General features: G+C 35.6%; 13 protein-coding genes. 8 read left to right on the forward strand and 5 right to left on the reverse strand.

What is annotated here, in order from left to right; translation table 11 throughout:
• Positions 1-2207, forward strand: a 2207-nt coding sequence (locus ACXR6G_RS09570) for an Ig-like domain-containing protein (protein WP_458361203.1), incomplete at its 5' end; no start/stop codon positions are given.
• 41 nt (positions 2208-2248) lie between these two features.
• Here the strand turns inward: ACXR6G_RS09570 and ACXR6G_RS09575 are convergent.
• The 3 genes from ACXR6G_RS09575 to purE all read right to left on the reverse strand — a co-directional run bounded on the left by ACXR6G_RS09575 (position 2249) and on the right by purE (position 5817).
• A complete protein-coding gene (locus tag ACXR6G_RS09575) occupies positions 2249-4312 on the reverse strand; it encodes a helix-hairpin-helix domain-containing protein (protein ID WP_458361204.1) in 2064 nt (687 codons plus the stop codon).
• A 9-nt stretch (positions 4313-4321) separates the two neighbouring features.
• Entirely contained in the window at positions 4322-5137 is an 816-nt protein-coding gene (locus ACXR6G_RS09580; RefSeq protein WP_458361205.1) for a hypothetical protein, read from the reverse strand.
• Between the two features lie 176 nt (positions 5138-5313).
• On the reverse strand, positions 5314-5817 hold the full coding sequence (gene purE, locus ACXR6G_RS09585) for a 5-(carboxyamino)imidazole ribonucleotide mutase (RefSeq protein ID WP_458361206.1): 504 nt from the start codon (positions 5815-5817) through the stop codon (positions 5314-5316).
• Between the two features lie 409 nt (positions 5818-6226).
• Here purE and hpt point away from each other — a divergent pair, with 409 nt between their 5' ends.
• The 4 genes from hpt to ACXR6G_RS09605 all read left to right on the forward strand — a co-directional run bounded on the left by hpt (position 6227) and on the right by ACXR6G_RS09605 (position 9428).
• Entirely contained in the window at positions 6227-6766 is a 540-nt protein-coding gene (gene hpt / locus ACXR6G_RS09590; protein WP_458361207.1) for a hypoxanthine phosphoribosyltransferase, read from the forward strand.
• 95 nt (positions 6767-6861) lie between these two features.
• Positions 6862-7461: an adenylate kinase gene (locus ACXR6G_RS09595; protein WP_458361208.1), complete on the forward strand. Its 600-nt coding sequence runs from the start codon at positions 6862-6864 to the stop codon at positions 7459-7461.
• Between the two features lie 100 nt (positions 7462-7561).
• On the forward strand, positions 7562-8578 hold the full coding sequence (gene obgE / locus ACXR6G_RS09600; RefSeq protein WP_458361209.1) for a GTPase ObgE: 1017 nt from the start codon (positions 7562-7564) through the stop codon (positions 8576-8578).
• 160 nt (positions 8579-8738) lie between these two features.
• Positions 8739-9428, forward strand: a complete 690-nt coding sequence (locus ACXR6G_RS09605) for a phosphatase PAP2 family protein (protein ID WP_458361210.1) — start codon at positions 8739-8741, stop codon at positions 9426-9428.
• Positions 9429-9452: 24 nt separating this feature from the next.
• Here ACXR6G_RS09605 and ACXR6G_RS09610 read toward each other — a convergent pair whose 3' ends face one another.
• Together ACXR6G_RS09610 and ACXR6G_RS09615 are read right to left on the reverse strand one after the other, a co-directional pair.
• Positions 9453-9671 carry a hypothetical protein gene (locus ACXR6G_RS09610; RefSeq protein WP_458361211.1) on the reverse strand — a complete coding sequence of 73 codons (219 nt, stop codon included), beginning with the start codon at positions 9669-9671 and terminating at the stop codon, positions 9453-9455.
• A gap of 15 nt (positions 9672-9686) precedes the next feature.
• Complete coding sequence (locus tag ACXR6G_RS09615; protein ID WP_458361212.1) at positions 9687-11141, reverse strand: TrkH family potassium uptake protein; 1455 nt, start codon at positions 11139-11141, stop codon at positions 9687-9689.
• Between the two features lie 482 nt (positions 11142-11623).
• On the opposite strand from ACXR6G_RS09615, the gene ACXR6G_RS09620 reads away from it, so the two are divergent.
• The 3 genes from ACXR6G_RS09620 to ACXR6G_RS09630 all read left to right on the forward strand — a co-directional run bounded on the left by ACXR6G_RS09620 (position 11624) and on the right by ACXR6G_RS09630 (position 16683).
• Positions 11624-13462, forward strand: coding sequence for a DNA topoisomerase IV subunit B (locus ACXR6G_RS09620; RefSeq protein WP_458361213.1), 1839 nt, complete (start codon positions 11624-11626; stop codon positions 13460-13462).
• 86 nt (positions 13463-13548) lie between these two features.
• Complete coding sequence (locus ACXR6G_RS09625; protein ID WP_458361214.1) at positions 13549-16152, forward strand: DNA gyrase/topoisomerase IV subunit A; 2604 nt, start codon at positions 13549-13551, stop codon at positions 16150-16152.
• Positions 16153-16182: 30 nt separating this feature from the next.
• Positions 16183-16683 carry a shikimate kinase gene (locus ACXR6G_RS09630; protein WP_458361215.1) on the forward strand — a complete coding sequence of 167 codons (501 nt, stop codon included), beginning with the start codon at positions 16183-16185 and terminating at the stop codon, positions 16681-16683.
• The last annotated feature ends 76 nt before the right edge of the window (positions 16684-16759 follow it).

Raw genomic sequence — 16759 nt, forward strand, 5'->3', positions numbered from 1 at the left:
TTGCAGGCGACTTCCAAATCGATGTGACTGATGTTGATGGAACAGGTGGCGATACGGATCATGCTATTGTAAACTTGATTGACAATGATCCAGCAGCCAACACAATAAGTGAGAATGTACTTGCCGACGCACTTGTTCATATCACAGCTTTTGCCACAGATGAAGATGGCGATAATATTACCTATGAATTAGTAGATAACGCAGCAGGTCGTTTTAAGATCGATGCAAATACTGGTGTTGTGACTGTCGCCGATGCAAGTCTAATCGACTTTGAGATCAATGAGTCACATATCATTAAAATTAAAGCTAAGAGTTCAGATAACTCAACGGTAGAAGAGAACTTCACAATTCTAGTTACCGATGAGGATGGCGATACGGATCATCCTATTACAGATTTGATCGATAATGAGGAGCGTGAGAATGTTATCAGCGAGAATGCTATAAACGATGCGCCTGTTCATATTACAGCGCATGCTACCGACCTTGATGATGATGCCATTACTTACCATTTAATTGATGATGATAATGGTCGATTCAAAATAGAAGAGTTGTCAGGAGAAGTGACTGTGAAGGATGAAAGTCAGATTGATTTCGAGAGCAATGCTAGTCACAGTATTCGTATTGAGGCCAGAAGTGCTGATGGTTCTAAAATCGCTGGTGATTTTCCAATTTTTGTGACTGACGTTGATGATACAGGAGGCGATACAGATCATGCAATTACAAACTTAATAGATATTGACCCTGCTGATAATATCATCAGTGAATTTGAGACAAATGATTCTCCAGTTCATATTACTGCTTTGGCGACTGATGCCGATGGGGATGTAATTAGTTATCATTTATTGGACGATGCTGGCGGTCGATTTAAGATTGAAGAATCATCTGGTATTGTCACTATTGCTAATGAAACTTTGATTGATTTTGAGATGGATGAATCTCACCTAATTCGTATCGAAGCTATTAGTGCTGACGGTTCTAAAATTGCGGGTGATTTTACGATATTAATTACAGATGTTAATGAAATATTACAAGCTAATGATGATTCTTCGCAAGTTAATGAAGATGATATTCTGAATGGTGAAAATCTGTTGACTAACGATTATAAGGTTCCAGGCACAAATTTGACAATTAATACAAACCCAGTCGTTGATGTAACTAATGGAAACTTAGTAATTCATAATGATGGAACATACACTTATACTCCAAATCTGGAATTTAGTGGAATAGATTCTTTTGTCTATGGTGTTTGTGATGATGGATCGCCACAGCAATGTGATCAGGCTGCAGTTAATATTACAATTATAGCGGTTAACGATGGACCTCTAGCCATGGACGATGAAGCCCATGTGAATGAGGATGAAATATTGGATGGAGCAAGTGTTTTAGATAATGATTCGGATGTTGATAGTGATTCCTTTGAGATAAATACATCTCCAATTGAAGATGTTGAACACGGTATTTTGACTATAAATACGAATGGAACCTATACTTATATTCCTGATGCAGATTATAATGGTACAGATAAGTTTACTTATGAAATTTGTGATAATGAAAATTTAGCTGCTTGTGGACAAGCTACAGTGACAATTTCTGTTTTACCAGTGAATGATGCTCCGAGGGTATTCGACTTTGAAATGGAAGTAAAAGAGGCTTCATTGAACAATCCGATTAACTTGGAAAGTCCTTTTGATCCAGATGGCGATGAACTTTCTGTAAAAATTCTGGCAACGGTTGATTTTGGGGAAATTGTTCTTTTAAATGGTCAAATACTTAATGATAATGATATCATTTCAATTGATGATCTTCTTAGTATGGAATTTAATACTGGAGAAAGATTCATTGGAGAATTGACTATGCTATATGAGGTGAGCGATGAAGATGGTTTGTCTACACAAGGGAAAGTTAAAATTGTTGTTGTTCCGATCGATGTGTTTATACCCAATGCGATTACACCCAATAACGATAATTTAAATGATAAATTTAAGATTGTCGGTTTGGAAAGGTTTCCAGATAATAGTTTGGAGATCTTCAATAGATGGGGAAATATCGTTTATGAAAAACGTGATTACGATAATAAATGGGAGGGGTATGGAAATGTTTCTGGACAAATTTCTAATGATAGACTTCCACCAGGAACCTACTTTTACGTATTCAAATTTGGTGTCAATAAAAAGCCATTATCTGGTTACGTTTATATGACATATTAATAAGATTTAGAAATGCCACCTAATCATTTAGGTGGCATTTTTTATAAACTTAGTTTTAGCTGTAATTTAATTTCTGATTTTGTGTCTCCTGAGATTTCTGAGTTTCCAGAACCAATATTTTTGGTGTTGGCATATTGTGTTCGTGCATATCGTATGTATAAACTAGCTGATCTATTGAACTTATATCTGAAATTGAAGTAGAAACGCGATCCTTTATTGAAATAGGCAGGTATCGAAAATGCATATAGAATGTCATTTTCGTAGGCGTAGATTCTAGTGTTATATGAATCTGTGTCGAAAAGTGCATATCGAATGCTGGTTGTGAATGGTAGTTGACCATGATGATAGATAAGATCCTGATAAAGGAGATAGCCATTTTCTTTCTTAGATTTTTTGTATTCAGATAATTCTACACGATTTCTAATTTCCCAATTCTCATTAAGTTTGGCTGATAGATGTAGACGGTATTGTTTCTTTGAGACATCAATAGGGGTTTTGATTTTTTCATCATTTGAATTCTCTGGTTTGGTTTCGTGCTTGTATCTGAAATAGACTGAGACCTTTTTGTTAGGATTAAATTCTATTTGAGAAAGATAATCTCGACCAGTTGTTGGAGCGCTAACGCGATACTTGAGCCAAGGAAACTCATATAGGTCATAATAGGCTAAAACTGTCCATTTGGGGTAGGGATGAAACTCAGCTCCAAAATAGATGCCTTCTTCGTTTTGAGTGCCAGATTGTTCTCCAAAGGCATTAGCATAAAGAGCTTGGTAATCTTTATCGTAATTTCGATAAATGAATTCTAAGGATAATTGAGGATGGGCTTGTAAATGCATGCCTTGTAAAATGGCATGACCACCCGATTTACTCTGTCCAACTTCACCATACAAATGAATTCTCTTATATCGAGTTTCGTAGTAGGCGCTCAGGTTGTGGTTTTCCTTTCCTGAAAAATCATAAATTTTATTGATTTCATCTGGTTTGTTTGCAAGCTCAGGTGAAAATTGTGATTTTAGAAATGAAGCTCCAAATTCAATTTTGTTTAGCTTGAAAAGCAATGTGCCACCCCATATTTTTTCATCGAGTCTATCCTTTTGCTCCGATTCGCTATATGAACGATGAAGCCCGGTGTTGATGATACTATTAGTTAAACCGTTTTCAATGCTTGCATCTCTTTTTTTTGATGAGGTAAAAGCAGTCAAGTGAATATTCTTTAGAAGTTTTAATTGGATTGCACCACCTCTAAAAAATAGATTTTCGTCAGTTGAATGGTAGGATTTGACACCCTGTAATCTTTTGGAATTTTGAGTCGTAAATGTAGACTTTCGAGAAGCCAAGCCTGACCAAAGACTTAAGCCTTGTCCAAATTTGATCTGGTAATCGCCAATATTAATTTGACGAATTGTCCCCTTGCCTTTAAATTCGGCAAAGGCAGAATAGAAGTCAAATCCATTGGTGTTAATTTCCTTAAAAAAGGGTTCGCCAGCATCATTTTCAGCAGTAAATCCAAATTCAATATTCTTTTTAGGTGAGCTATATTTATAACGTGTATAATATTTCCATTCTTTACCTAGATACTGAGGATTATCATCAGGACTAATCAACTCATCATCTTCAAAATTATATGTATTATAGCCCTCTTCTTGCTCTAATGTTCTTTGAGTTCTGACGAGAACAAAATGTTTGGCTCTACGTTTTGTTGGAATTGAAATTTTTTGAGAGTCAATTTCCAGACTTGTAAAAGGAATTATTTTCTGAAGTATAGAATAATTGAACCCATCAAGTAATCTTAGTTCGTAAAAACTATAAATAAGGCCACTCTCTTTTCTGTAATCCAATAGGTTCTGTATTTGATAATCTGAAAGTAGATGTAATTGTTCTAAATCATCTTTGCTAGCATTATTTAAGTTGATGGGATTGTCATATAATGTGTTGAATCTTTCTACTAGATCAGTATAGTCTAGGGTTTCTTCGCTGTTTTCAGCAATATTCTCGATCATTTTCTCAATAATATCATTTCTACTAGCCGTATTTTGTCCGATAAGCTTAGTGCATACCAGTAGTGTGATGGTGAGAAATATTAGTATAGATTTAAAACGAAGCATAGCTAAATTTTAAAATGAAATATTGAGGTCAATTGAAGGCGTATATCCAAGATTCTGATGTTTGGAGTAGGCAAAGTTCATTCTAATCACTTTGTATTGGTAGCCCAGTCCAAAGCTAATTTGATCGGGGTGATTTGAGACACCTAGCCTAAGAAATAGTTTTTCAAGTAGTTTGTGTTCGATACCAAATTTTAAACGAATGTCGTTATCAAAATCCTTCTCAACTTCTGAGTTAAGCAACGTCTCCTTTGATAAATGCCACGAAAAACCAAAGCGTGCAACAGTTGGAATGGCTTCATCAAAATATAGGGTTTCAAATTTCTCCTGAGTCGGATTAAAAAGATGGAAGCCTACATAAAAGTCAGAAAATATTTCAGCCAATAAGCCAATTTCGAAGTTGTATTTGCTCTGCTCACCATAAACCTGATTGAGTTTTACTCGCATTTGGTTGATCTGAACGCTAGCCCAGAAATGCTGACCTAATGCTTTTGAATAACCTATACCGATTTTGCTCTCTTTGTATAAGTCTGAACCAAATTGTGAATAGTTAAGGTTAAAACCACCAAGTTTTGTAGGTAGGTATAAAGCAATTGCTTTGGTGCTTAAATCCTCGAGCTGAAAGCGGTTTTCGTAAAAAATACCTAATTGGATTTTTTTGAGTTTGGCTAAAGAAGCTTGGTTGTTGTAATTACCCCAAATATCGAATGAAGCAACAGATGCCTTAGCCATAGCATTTGATCGTGCACCTGCTAAATGATTTTCAGAAGAGGCCTGACTTAAATACGATGTAAATAGTAATAGTAGGATAAGATTGATCGATTTCATTGCTAAATGTTTTAAGATCAATCATGAAGTTAGTGTAGAATTTTTAATATGTCAAATATTAATTGTTTTTTAATCTCCTGGTTCTGAGTAAATAAAGAATCCGCAAAGTAAATAGGTTTACTTTGCGGATTATTTATAAATGTATCTCTATAATCTCATTAGATAGATTTTCACTATCAAACTCGATACTCATATTTTACTGTAGCTAATTCTTCATTTGCCTTAACGATCTTCTGCTTTAGGCTTTCTTTGAATTTGATAACCTCAACTTGAAGTGCTGCATCACCTGATGCAATAATTTGAGCAGCTAAAATACCTGCATTCATTGCCCCATTAATAGCAACAGTAGCAACAGGAATTCCTGGAGGCATTTGCGCAATAGCAAGTAGAGCATCCATTCCATCAAGACTTGCTTTAATAGGTACACCAATAACTGGTAGTGGCGTCATAGCTGCAATTACACCTGGTAGATGCGCTGCCATACCTGCACCTGCAATAATAACTTTAATGCCATTATCCATTGCGCCTTTCGCAAAAACTTCAACTTCTTCAGGAGTACGGTGTGCCGATAAGGCATTTATTTCGAATGGAATCTTAAAATCGTTCAGAATTTTGGCTGCCTTTTCCATAACTGGAAGGTCAGAAGTACTTCCCATGATAATACTAACTTTCGCTTTCATCGTGTTTTAATTGGTGGATTTATAAAAGTAATAACAAAAAATTGTACTTTTGTCGCCAAGTAAGAATTGTTTTAGTTCTATATGATCAACAAACATATGGTTGCTTTTGTTTAAGGCAAAAATGGAAAAAAAATATGGATGTTACATTATGGATTTAAAACTTTTTTTTTGTCCTTTAGATGGCTTATATTGACGGTTTTATGCTTAAGGTTGAATTTTAGCTAAACATGGCATATAGAGTGTGAAGGATATGGGACGTTGATTTTCTTTAATGAAATTGAGACGGCTTACGTGAGAATAAAATCAAAAGAATAATCACCTAACGGAAGCATTAATTTAATTCCATTTGGAATTTTATGAAGCGAACTCTTTCCGAAAGAATTGGGAAGGCAAATAAAATTATAGACAGATGAAAACTGTAAAACTTCTTGATAGAGAGTTTAGGGTATCTATCCCGGCTGAGAAGATTGATAATGCTATTGCAGAAATGGCTGAGAAGATGAACAAGGATTTAGCTGGAAAGAATCCAATGTTTATTTGTATTCTAAATGGATCATTCATGTTTGCATCTGATTTGATGAAGCTAATAACTGTTGAAAATGCTGAAATTACTTTCATGCGTTTAACTTCATACGAAGGTATGGGAACAACAGGTACGGTGAAAAAATTGATGGGTTTCACTGAGGATCTTAAAGATCGTACAGTTGTTATTCTTGAAGATATTGTTGACACTGGAATTACAATGGAAAACACTTTAGCTCAAATCGAAGAATATAAGGCTAAAGAAATTCTAGTTGCAACCATGTTATTTAAACCTGATGCTTTAAAGCGTGATGTGAAAATTGACTACGTAGGTATTGATATTCCTAATGACTTTATTGTTGGTCGTGGTTTAGATTACGATGGTATCGGAAGAAATCTTCCTGATGTTTATACAGTTATCGACTAGTTATATTCGAATGTGTTTGTCTCAAATTATCTTATTAAATAGATATTTTAAATGCTGACTCACATTCGTTTTTGATTTTATATCTGATAAGTTCTATGGTGAATATCATCATGTTTGGGCCTCCAGGATCTGGAAAAGGTACTCAGTCTAAATTATTGCAAGAGAAATTCAACTTGATTCATTTATCCACGGGTGATGTATGTCGAGAAGAGATAAAATTTGCAACACCAGAAGGTCTGGAAGCTAAAAGGTTAATTGATGGAGGAAATTTTTTCCCAGATAAATTGGCTTATCGAATTGTAGAAAAATTTTTAGATCAGCATTCTAAAGCTAGAGGTATCGTTTACGATGGGATGCCTCGCCATATTGGTCAAACAGACCAATTTGCTGATATGCTGGCTGAAAGACAAGGTAATGTCGATTTGGTAATTGAATTAAGAGTTGAAGAAGAGATTCTGATTCAGCGATTACTAAAAAGAGGAGAATCATCTGGGAGACCTGATGATAGTGGAAGGGAAGTTATTATTAAACGTTTGAGAATATACGATGACGTAACTGCTCCCATTGCCGATTATTATAAAAAACAAGATCTCTATTTTACCGTTGATGGTATAGGATCACTCTCTGAAGTTTCTGAAAGAATAGCTGTTCTAGTTGCGAAAGCTTGTTCAAATAAAGAGCTCAATATCGTATAAATAACGATAAATTTTAAAGGTACAACTTTGCCATTGTGTATTCGTTGTATTTCACTCATAGCAAATAGCTCGTGCTATATAGGCTAAAAATCAACACAAAATGGCAGGATCTAACTTTGTAGATTACGTTAAAATATTTTGTCGCTCTGGTGCTGGAGGTACTGGTTCGGCTCACCTTCACCGTGATAAGTTAACCATGAAAGGTGGACCTGATGGTGGTGATGGTGGTCGTGGAGGTCACATTATTATCAGAGCTAATAAGCAACTTTGGACTTTAATTCACTTACGTTTTAGCCGACACGTATTCGGTAAAGATGGTGGTTCTGGAGGTCAGAGTAGAAGTACTGGATTCGAAGGTGCTGATGAGGTTATCGAAGTACCATTGGGAACAGTGGCTCGTGATGCTGAAACCGGTGAAGTCATTTTTGATGTGACTGATGATGGTGAAACCAAAGTCTTAGTAAAAGGTGGACGTGGTGGTTTAGGTAACTGGAATTTTCGATCGTCAACAAATCAAACACCACGCTATGCACAGCAAGGTGAAGAACGTGTTGAGCGTGTTGTGATTCTAGAGCTTAAATGTTTAGCTGATGTTGGTTTGGTAGGCTTTCCAAGTGTTGGGAAATCAACGTTACTATCTGTAGTTTCTGCTGCAAAACCAAAAATCGCTGATTATCCATTTACGACTCTAGTTCCTAACTTAGGTATTGTTGGGTATCGCGATAATAAATCATTCGTAATGGCGGATATCCCTGGAATCATCGAGGGAGCACATGAAGGTCGTGGCTTAGGTCTACGTTTCTTACGTCATATCGAGCGAAACTCGGTTCTTTTATTTATGGTTGCTGCTGATAGTAAGGGTATTCATGATGAATACAAAATTCTCTTGAATGAATTGAAACAGTTCAATCCAGAACTTTTAGATAAAAAGCGTTTGTTAGCTATTACGAAGTCTGATATGTTGGATGAGGAATTGAAAGACGAGATTCGTCTAGATCTACCCGATATCCCATGTACTTTTATCTCTTCAGTTGCTCAGCAAGGTCTTGTTGAACTGAAAGATATGCTTTGGAAAGCTATAAATGAAGATAATGCTATAGCTGATAAGGCTGAGTAGATCTTTAAGATATTTTTTTATGATTTAGGCTTGGTTATAAACCAAGCCTATTTTTTGCTCTAAATTAATTGACAATATTCTGCTGCCTAAGCTTGTCTAGGTGCAATAAAAGCAAGTGTTCTTGCGTTGATGTATTGTTCATTTATACTTATTATTCTCTATGGAAACTTTACTTCAACTCGATAAAGAACTTTTTATTTGGTTCAATTCTTCTCATAGTGCTTTTTGGGATGCTATCATGATGTTTTTTACTCGAATTGAGTTTTGGATACCTTTTTACATTCTAATTGCTTATCAGATTTTTAAGTATAAGGGAAAAGAAGCTTGGTGGTGGTTGATTGGACTTTCATTATTGATATTATTTGGTGATTTAATATCAACCTATCTTTTTAAGAATATACTGCAGCGATTCCGTCCGAGTCATGAACCCGATTTATATGGGATTGTCAATTTGGTGAAGGCTTATGCTGGCGATAAATTTGGATTCGTTTCATCACATGCTACAGCTGTTTTTGCATTTGCGATTTATACCTCAAAACTCTTTAAGAATAATATTTATACCTTATTTATTACGATTTGGTCTTTGTTGATTGTTTATACCCGCTTGTATTTAGGGCTTCATTATCCAGGTGATATTCTTGGTGGAATGGCTTTAGGTCTGGGAGTAGGATACTTCTTTTACAGAATCACTCGCTGGTGGGTGTCCCGCTTGTACCCACAAAAGCAATTTGCACGTTATAAGCAAGTTTTAGAAAATTCGGGAGCTGGTTTATTGATTGCAATTGTTGCTTTAGAAATGGTAACAATTTCCTTTGTGATTCTTAAGTTGCTAAAGCTGGGTTTCTTTTAGGTATTTTAGTTTTAGGATATAATCTTATTTTTCTTTTTTGATTGGCTTGACTTTAAATCCATCTAAAAAGTCAATGTATTTTTCACTTGCTATTATAAATGGAAAGTATGAGCAGATGAATAGTCCAAGTCCCATTCCAAAAAGTTGAATTCCGTTTAGGGCGTTAAAATCTGTGATTAAGGTGTAAGTGATTTTTGCAAATAGTAGGATAAAGAGACTTATTGGAACTACTTTCTTAATCATCTTTCAAGTATTAGTTTATCTATTATTTCCTTTCCAGAAACTAGGAGTGAATATAACTAAAAAACTTAATACCTCCAGGCGTCCAGTAATCATAAGAATTGGAAGAATGATTTTGGCTACATCAGAAAGATGAGCAAAGTTGGATGCTGGACCAACTGTTCCAAGACCTGGCCCTATGCCACCCATAGATGTAATGGATGCACTGAAAGCTGATGCAGGATCGAGTCCAGTTGCCATTAAACACATACCACCTAAAAAGAATATAAAAAGATAGATAAAAATAAAAGTGACAATGGAGTGCACTTTCTTTTCTTCTACAGTTTTTTTGTTGATTTTGATAGATTTAACTTGATGTGGGTGTATTTGTTGAAGTAATAATCTGAAAATAACTTTTACTGCGATGACATGTCTGATAACTTTTATACCACCGCCAGTAGAACCGACACATGCACCTATAAACATCAATAAGAATATAAGCAACCACGATACTTGATTCCACTCTAAGTAATCGGCCGAGGCAAATCCTGTAGCTGTAATCACAGAAATGACTTGGAAGAACGAATCGCGGAAAGCTTGTTCAAAAGGTAAGCCTATCTTAAAATAAAGCATCAAGCTGATAGAAGTTCCTACTAAGAAAATAATACTGAGGTAAGTTCTTAGTTCGATGTTGTTGATCAGATCTTTGAATCGTCCTTTTAAAAGTCCATAGTGCAAGGCAAAGTTAATGCCCGAGATCAGCATGAAAAACATCATGACATACTGTACAAATGGCGTGTAAAAGCCTGCACTTGCATTTTTAGTGGAAAAGCCTCCTGTTGCAATGCTAGCAAAGGCATGGCAGATACTTTCATAAAAGTTGACGCCTCCGAGCATTAATATCAGCGTCATGATGGCTGTTAAACTGATATATATTCCCCATAAACGTTTTGCCATCGATGAGGTTTTTGGCATCAATTTGCTAGAATCGATACCTGATGATTCACTTGAAAATAATCGGTAAGAGGCAATTCGAAGTGAAGGAAAAATGGCTACAGTTAATACAATGATTCCCATTCCACCAATCCAATGGGTTAAGCTTCTCCAATATAAAACTGACTTAGGTGCCGCTTCAATATCAGTTAGAATAGAGGAACCTGTTGTTGTAAAGCCCGATATTGACTCAAAAAGAGCATCTATAAAACTGTTTGTTGTATGACTTAGCCAAAAAGGAAGACTACCAGCCATTCCCATGATTATCCAGGCAGATGATGCCAGAATATAGGCTTCTTTAGCACCAATATCTTTATTATAACCTTTGGTTAATAAAATCAATACCAATCCTGTAATTAAAGGAATTGCTATTGATTCTTCAATAGCAAACAAAATGCTATTTTCATGAAAATAGATGATCCATGGTATGATTGTCATCATGAAAACAGCTATCATGAGAAGTATGCGTCCCAGGATGTTTAGGACAAATTTAAAATTCATAAAGCTCTAAATTTAAGCCGCAAATGTATATAAATATTGATGACCTTGTTATTGAAATCAGAAGTAAATGATGATTTTTTATGCAATGGTTTGCAAAAAGGAAGGCGTTTTATGTAGATGTTCAATTTTGTGTCTTATGTTTTGTGAAATCTATTTCTTAACAATGTATGCTTCATGTGTATATGCTTGAAGATCCCTATTTGAGATGTGTTCAGCTCTTTATATAGTTTCCAATTAATGAGCTGTTGATAAACTACTTTCGGAAAAGCCATACTTTTAGCTATATTTGTGGGTGGCTGATTTTTGCTGGATTATTTTACCCTCAAAGAATTCTCAAAGAGGTCGTAATTCTAATGTGATTGGTCAATTTGGAGTGTAGGTTGTTTATAAGCTGATTCACTTTTTTCAAACCTATTCTTCATTTCTAAGGTTTTTGATAATCAAAGATCTTTTATTTGTTAACATTTTGAGCGCTTCAATAAATGACAGCTAAATATTCAGAAGATTCAATTAGAACACTCGATTGGAAAGAGCATATTCGCAAACGTCCCGGTATGTATATCGGTAAGTTGGGCGACGGTTCTTCTCATGACGATGGTATTTATATCCTGATAAAAGAGGTTATCGATAACTCTATCGATGAATTTGCAATGGGGATTGGTAAATCAATTTATGTTGATATTACTGATCGTACCGTTTGTATTCGCGATTATGGTCGAGGGATTCCTTTGGGTAAGGTTATTGATGTGACTTCGAAAATGAATACCGGTGCTAAATATGATTCTGTAGTTTTTAAAAAATCTGTAGGTCTGAATGGTGTTGGTATAAAAGCTGTCAATGCACTTTCCGATGAATTTGTTGTAGAATCTTTTCGCGAAGGTGAAGTTAAAAAAGCCACTTTTTGTAGAGGAGAATTAGTTAGCGAAGACGAGATTCAGGAGAGTGAAGAAAAGAATGGGGTTAGAATTACTTTTCACCCTGATCCAGAAATGTTTTCTAATTACCGTTTCATAAGCGAGTATATCGAAACTATGCTTAAGAACTACGTTTATTTGAACGCAGGTCTTTCTATATATTTCAATGGTAAGAAATTTTTCTCAAAGAATGGACTTCTCGATTTGTTGCACGAGAACATGAATAGTAAAAGTCTTTACGAGGTTATTCACCTTAAGGGTGAAGATATCGAATTGGCTATGACCCACGGCCATCAATACGGTGAAGAATATTATTCTTTCGTCAACGGTCAACATACCACCCAAGGAGGTACGCATCTTGCAGCATTTCGTGAGGCACTTGTAAAAGCTGTTCGCGATTTTTATAAAAAGGATTTTGATATTTCTGATATCAGAACTTCTATAATTGCAGCAATTAGTATCAAAGTGCAGGAACCAGTTTTCGAATCTCAGACAAAAACCAAATTAGGATCGAAAGATATTGGTCCTGATGGTCCATCGGTTCGAAATTTCATAATGGATTTTGTGACATCTAACATAGATAACTATTTACACAAGAACCCAGAAGTTGCGGATGCTCTTCATAGAAAAATTATAGAGTCGGAGAAAGAGCGTAAAGCTATTTCAGGCATTAAGAAAATAGCGAAAGAGCGAGCTAAGAAAGCGAACTTACACAATAAGAAACTTCGCGACTGTCGAGTTCATTTTAATTCGACTCACGAGAATAAATCAGAAACTAGTATTTTTATTACCGAGGGAGATTCGGCCAGTGGATCGATTACAAAATCAAGATCGGTAAATACTCAGGCTGTTTTTAGTTTGAAGGGAAAACCTTTGAATACATATGGCTTAACGAAGAAGATTGTTTATGAAAATGAGGAATTCAATCTTTTACAAGCAGCCTTGAATATTGAGGATGGGTTAGAAGGTTTACGTTATAATAATGTGATTATTGCGACGGATGCCGATGTTGATGGAATGCACATTCGATTGTTGTTGATTACTTTCTTCCTTCAGTTTTTTCCTGATGTAGTGAGAAGTGGTCATTTATATATTTTACAGACACCCTTGTTTAGAGTTCGAAATAAGAAGACGACAAAATATTGTTATACTGACGAAGAAAAAGAAAGAGCAATGAAACGTTTGGGAGCTAATCCTGAGATTACTCGATTTAAGGGTTTGGGTGAAATTTCGCCAGACGAATTCAAATATTTTATTGGCAAGGATATTCGTTTAGATCCTGTTTTGATGAAGAAAGAGGATTCTGTTTCTGATATGCTTTCCTTTTATATGGGAAAGAATACCCCCAATAGACAAGAATTTATTATTGAGAATTTGCATGTTGAGCGTGACGATATCAATGGATGATCATCGGAATGTAGCTTTGTCAGTAAACAAAATAATTTATAAAATAAACTAGTTTTTCAGGCTAGCAGAAATAAAACTAAATATCAATGAGTATCGACGAGACTAATGGTTTGGAAACTCCTGAAGAAAATGATGGACACAATGAAGAGAAGGGCTCTGAAGCCTTACGAAAAGTGACCTATCTGTCAGGGATGTATGAAAATTGGTTTTTAGATTATGCTTCATACGTAATTCTTGAACGTGCCGTACCATATGTGAACGATGGGTTAAAGCCTGTACAACGTAGGATTCTGCATTCAATGAAAAAGCTTGATGATGGTAGGTACAATAAGGTAGCTAATATCATCGGGAACACCATGCAGTTTCATCCACACGGTGATGCATCTATTGGTGATGCTTTGGTTCAATTGGGACAGAAAGAATTGTTGATAGATATGCAGGGAAACTGGGGGAATATCCTAACGGGTGATTCTGCAGCTGCTCCTCGTTACATCGAGGCTCGTTTGTCTAAGTTTGCTTTAGAAGTTCTATTCAACCCTAAAACGACCAATTGGAAACAATCTTACGATGGGAGAAATAAGGAACCGATAACTTTACCCGTTAAATTCCCATTATTACTTGCACAGGGAGTTGAAGGTATCGCTGTGGGTTTGGCTTCTAAAATATTACCTCACAATTTCAATGAGCTTATAGCAGCCTGTATTGCCTATTTAAAGGAGGAAGAGTTTGAGATTTTTCCAGACTTCCCAACTGCAGGTATGGTTGATGTGAGTCGATACAATGATGGATTGCGCGGTGGAGCTGTGAAAGTAAGAGCACGTATCGAGAAAATTGATAATAAAACCCTTAAAATAATTGAAATCCCATTTGGGAGAACAACATCGACCCTGATTGAATCTATTATTAAAGCGAACGATAAGGGGAAGATTAAGATTAAGAAAATTGATGATAATACAGCGGCTGATGTTGAGATTTTAATTCATTTGGCCACTGGTATTTCTTCGGATAAAACTATTGATGCATTATATGCTTTCACCGATTGTGAATATTCAATTTCACCTAATGCCTGTGTTGTTGAGGATGATGTGCCTAAGTTTATTGGAGTTCAGGAGATTTTAAAACGTTCAGCAGATAAGACAGTTGCCTTATTAAAACTTGAGCTTGAAATTCGAAAAGCAGAACTTGAAGAAGCCTGGCATTATGCATCACTTGAGCGTATTTTTATTGAGAAAAGAATTTATAGAGATATAGAAGAATGCGAAACTTGGGAATCTGTAATCGAAACGATTGATATTGGACTGAAGCCGCATACCAAGCATTTAATGCGAGCAGTAACTGAAGAGGATATTGTTCGATTGACTGAGATTAAAATTAAGCGTATTTCTAAATTCGATATCAATAAGGCAACGGATTATATTCAGTCTATCGTAGATGAGATTGAGGAAATTAAAGTTCATATCGCCAATATTATTCCTTTTACTATTCGATATTTCCAATCGATTAGAAAGAAGTATGGAAAAGGCAAAGAGCGTAAGACAGAAATTAGAAGTTTTGATAGTATTGTAGCTAGTAAGGTTGTGGTTGCTAACGAAAAACTTTACGTAAATTTTGCTGAAGGATTCTTAGGGACCAGCTTGAAGAAAGACGAATACTTATGTGATTGCTCAGATATTGATGATGTGATTATTTTCCGTAAGGATGGTTCTTATTTCATCACTAAGGTTACCGATAAATTATTTATTGGGCAAAATATAGTGCATATATCCATATTCCGTAAAAACGATAAGCGAACCATTTATAATGTGGTTTATCGCGATGGAAAAGCTGGGGTTACTTATGCAAAACGATTTAATGTTACGGGCTTAACTCGTGATAAAGAGTATAATTTAACCAAGGAAAGTCCGGGTTCTAGAATTACCTACTTTAGTGCTAATCCTAATGGTGAAGCTGAAATTATAAGAGTCCTCTTGAAGGCTCAAGGTAGAATCAAAAAATTGAATTTTGAATACAATTTTGCAGATCTACTGATCAAGGGACGTGCTTCAATGGGGAATATTTTAAGTCGTACTCCGGTTCAAAAAATCACCCTCAAACATGAAGGAGTTTCGACCTTAGGCGGAAGAAAGGTTTGGTTCGATCCAGATGTATTGCGTTTGAATACTGAAAAGCGTGGGGATTTCATAGGTGAATTTATTGGGGAGGATCAAATATTGGTCGTTCAACGTAACAATGCCTTTTATCTGAGTAGTTTTGATTTAAGCAATCACTATTCTGATCAGATAAGTATTATTGAGAAATTCGATGTGAATAAGATTTGGACCGCTGTTTTCTATGATGCTGATCAAGAACATTATTACCTGAAGCGTTTTACGATGGATGGTAACTCGAAAGTGCAGGGTTTTATAGGGGATAATAAGGCAAGTAAATTAGTTTGTTTATCAGATGCAGCCTTCCCACAGTTTGAAATCAAATTTGGAGGGGCTCAGGCAGATCGACCAACTGAGAAAATCGATGCGGAAGAGTTTATTGCTGTAAAATCATTTAAGGCTAGAGGTAAGAGATTAACGACATATGATGTGGCTAAGATTAAAGAAATTGAACCTCTTGTTCGTGAAGTAGAAGACGTTGATTCTGAATTAGGGGATGATAATAATGTGTCTGATGATACAGTAGTAAATGTTGAAGCTTAATTGCTTTGTGGATAAATTCAAGTGACAATTATGCATATTTTTCTAATAGGCTATATGGGCTGCGGGAAATCCTATTGGGGTAAACGTTTAGCAGACTCCTTAAGCTTCGATTTTATCGATTTAGATGAACTGATCGAAAAAAGAGAAGGATTGAGTATACCTGATATTTTTGAACAGTTTGGTGAGGTTTCTTTCCGCGAACGTGAGCAATCTGCTCTAGAGTCTGTGAAAGATCTGGAACAAGCTTGTGTCATTTCTACTGGAGGTGGAGCACCTTGTTTTCACAATAATATGGATAAAATGAATGCTATGGGGAAGACTTTGTTTCTTGAATCAAGTCCATTGATACTAAAGCAAAATATCCTAAAATCTGATGGAGAACGTCCTATTGTAAAGGCAATTCCTAATAATGAGCTTGAAGCTTATATTGCCAATCATCTTGATGAAAGATTACCCTTCTATCAGCAAGCACAGTTAAACGTAAATGTAGATGGTTTAAGACTTGATGAACTCATTAAATTGTTTAAATAAGAATCGAGTTTATAGCATATAAAAATGGCTAGTCAATTAAGACTAGCCATTTTTGTGAAAAACCGTTTTTTCATTT

The sequence above is a fragment of the Ancylomarina sp. YFZ004 genome (assembly GCF_054254355.1).

Excerpts from the sequence above, each read along its gene's own strand:
- ACXR6G_RS09620 (WP_458361213.1), top strand. The coding sequence starts at position 11,624 with ATGACAGCTAAATATTCAGAAGATTCAATTAGAACACTCGATTGGAAA.
- purE (WP_458361206.1), bottom strand. The coding sequence starts at position 5,817 with ATGAAAGCGAAAGTTAGTATTATCATGGGAAGTACTTCTGACCTTCCA.
- ACXR6G_RS09595 (WP_458361208.1), top strand. The coding sequence starts at position 6,862 with ATGGTGAATATCATCATGTTTGGGCCTCCAGGATCTGGAAAAGGTACT.
- ACXR6G_RS09615 (WP_458361212.1), bottom strand. The coding sequence starts at position 11,141 with ATGAATTTTAAATTTGTCCTAAACATCCTGGGACGCATACTTCTCATG.
- ACXR6G_RS09625 (WP_458361214.1), top strand. The coding sequence starts at position 13,549 with ATGAGTATCGACGAGACTAATGGTTTGGAAACTCCTGAAGAAAATGAT.
- ACXR6G_RS09575 (WP_458361204.1), bottom strand. The coding sequence starts at position 4,312 with ATGCTTCGTTTTAAATCTATACTAATATTTCTCACCATCACACTACTG.
- hpt (WP_458361207.1), top strand. The coding sequence starts at position 6,227 with ATGAAAACTGTAAAACTTCTTGATAGAGAGTTTAGGGTATCTATCCCG.
- ACXR6G_RS09580 (WP_458361205.1), bottom strand. The coding sequence starts at position 5,137 with ATGAAATCGATCAATCTTATCCTACTATTACTATTTACATCGTATTTA.
- ACXR6G_RS09605 (WP_458361210.1), top strand. The coding sequence starts at position 8,739 with ATGGAAACTTTACTTCAACTCGATAAAGAACTTTTTATTTGGTTCAAT.
- obgE (WP_458361209.1), top strand. The coding sequence starts at position 7,562 with ATGGCAGGATCTAACTTTGTAGATTACGTTAAAATATTTTGTCGCTCT.
- ACXR6G_RS09610 (WP_458361211.1), bottom strand. The coding sequence starts at position 9,671 with ATGATTAAGAAAGTAGTTCCAATAAGTCTCTTTATCCTACTATTTGCA.
- ACXR6G_RS09630 (WP_458361215.1), top strand. The coding sequence starts at position 16,183 with ATGCATATTTTTCTAATAGGCTATATGGGCTGCGGGAAATCCTATTGG.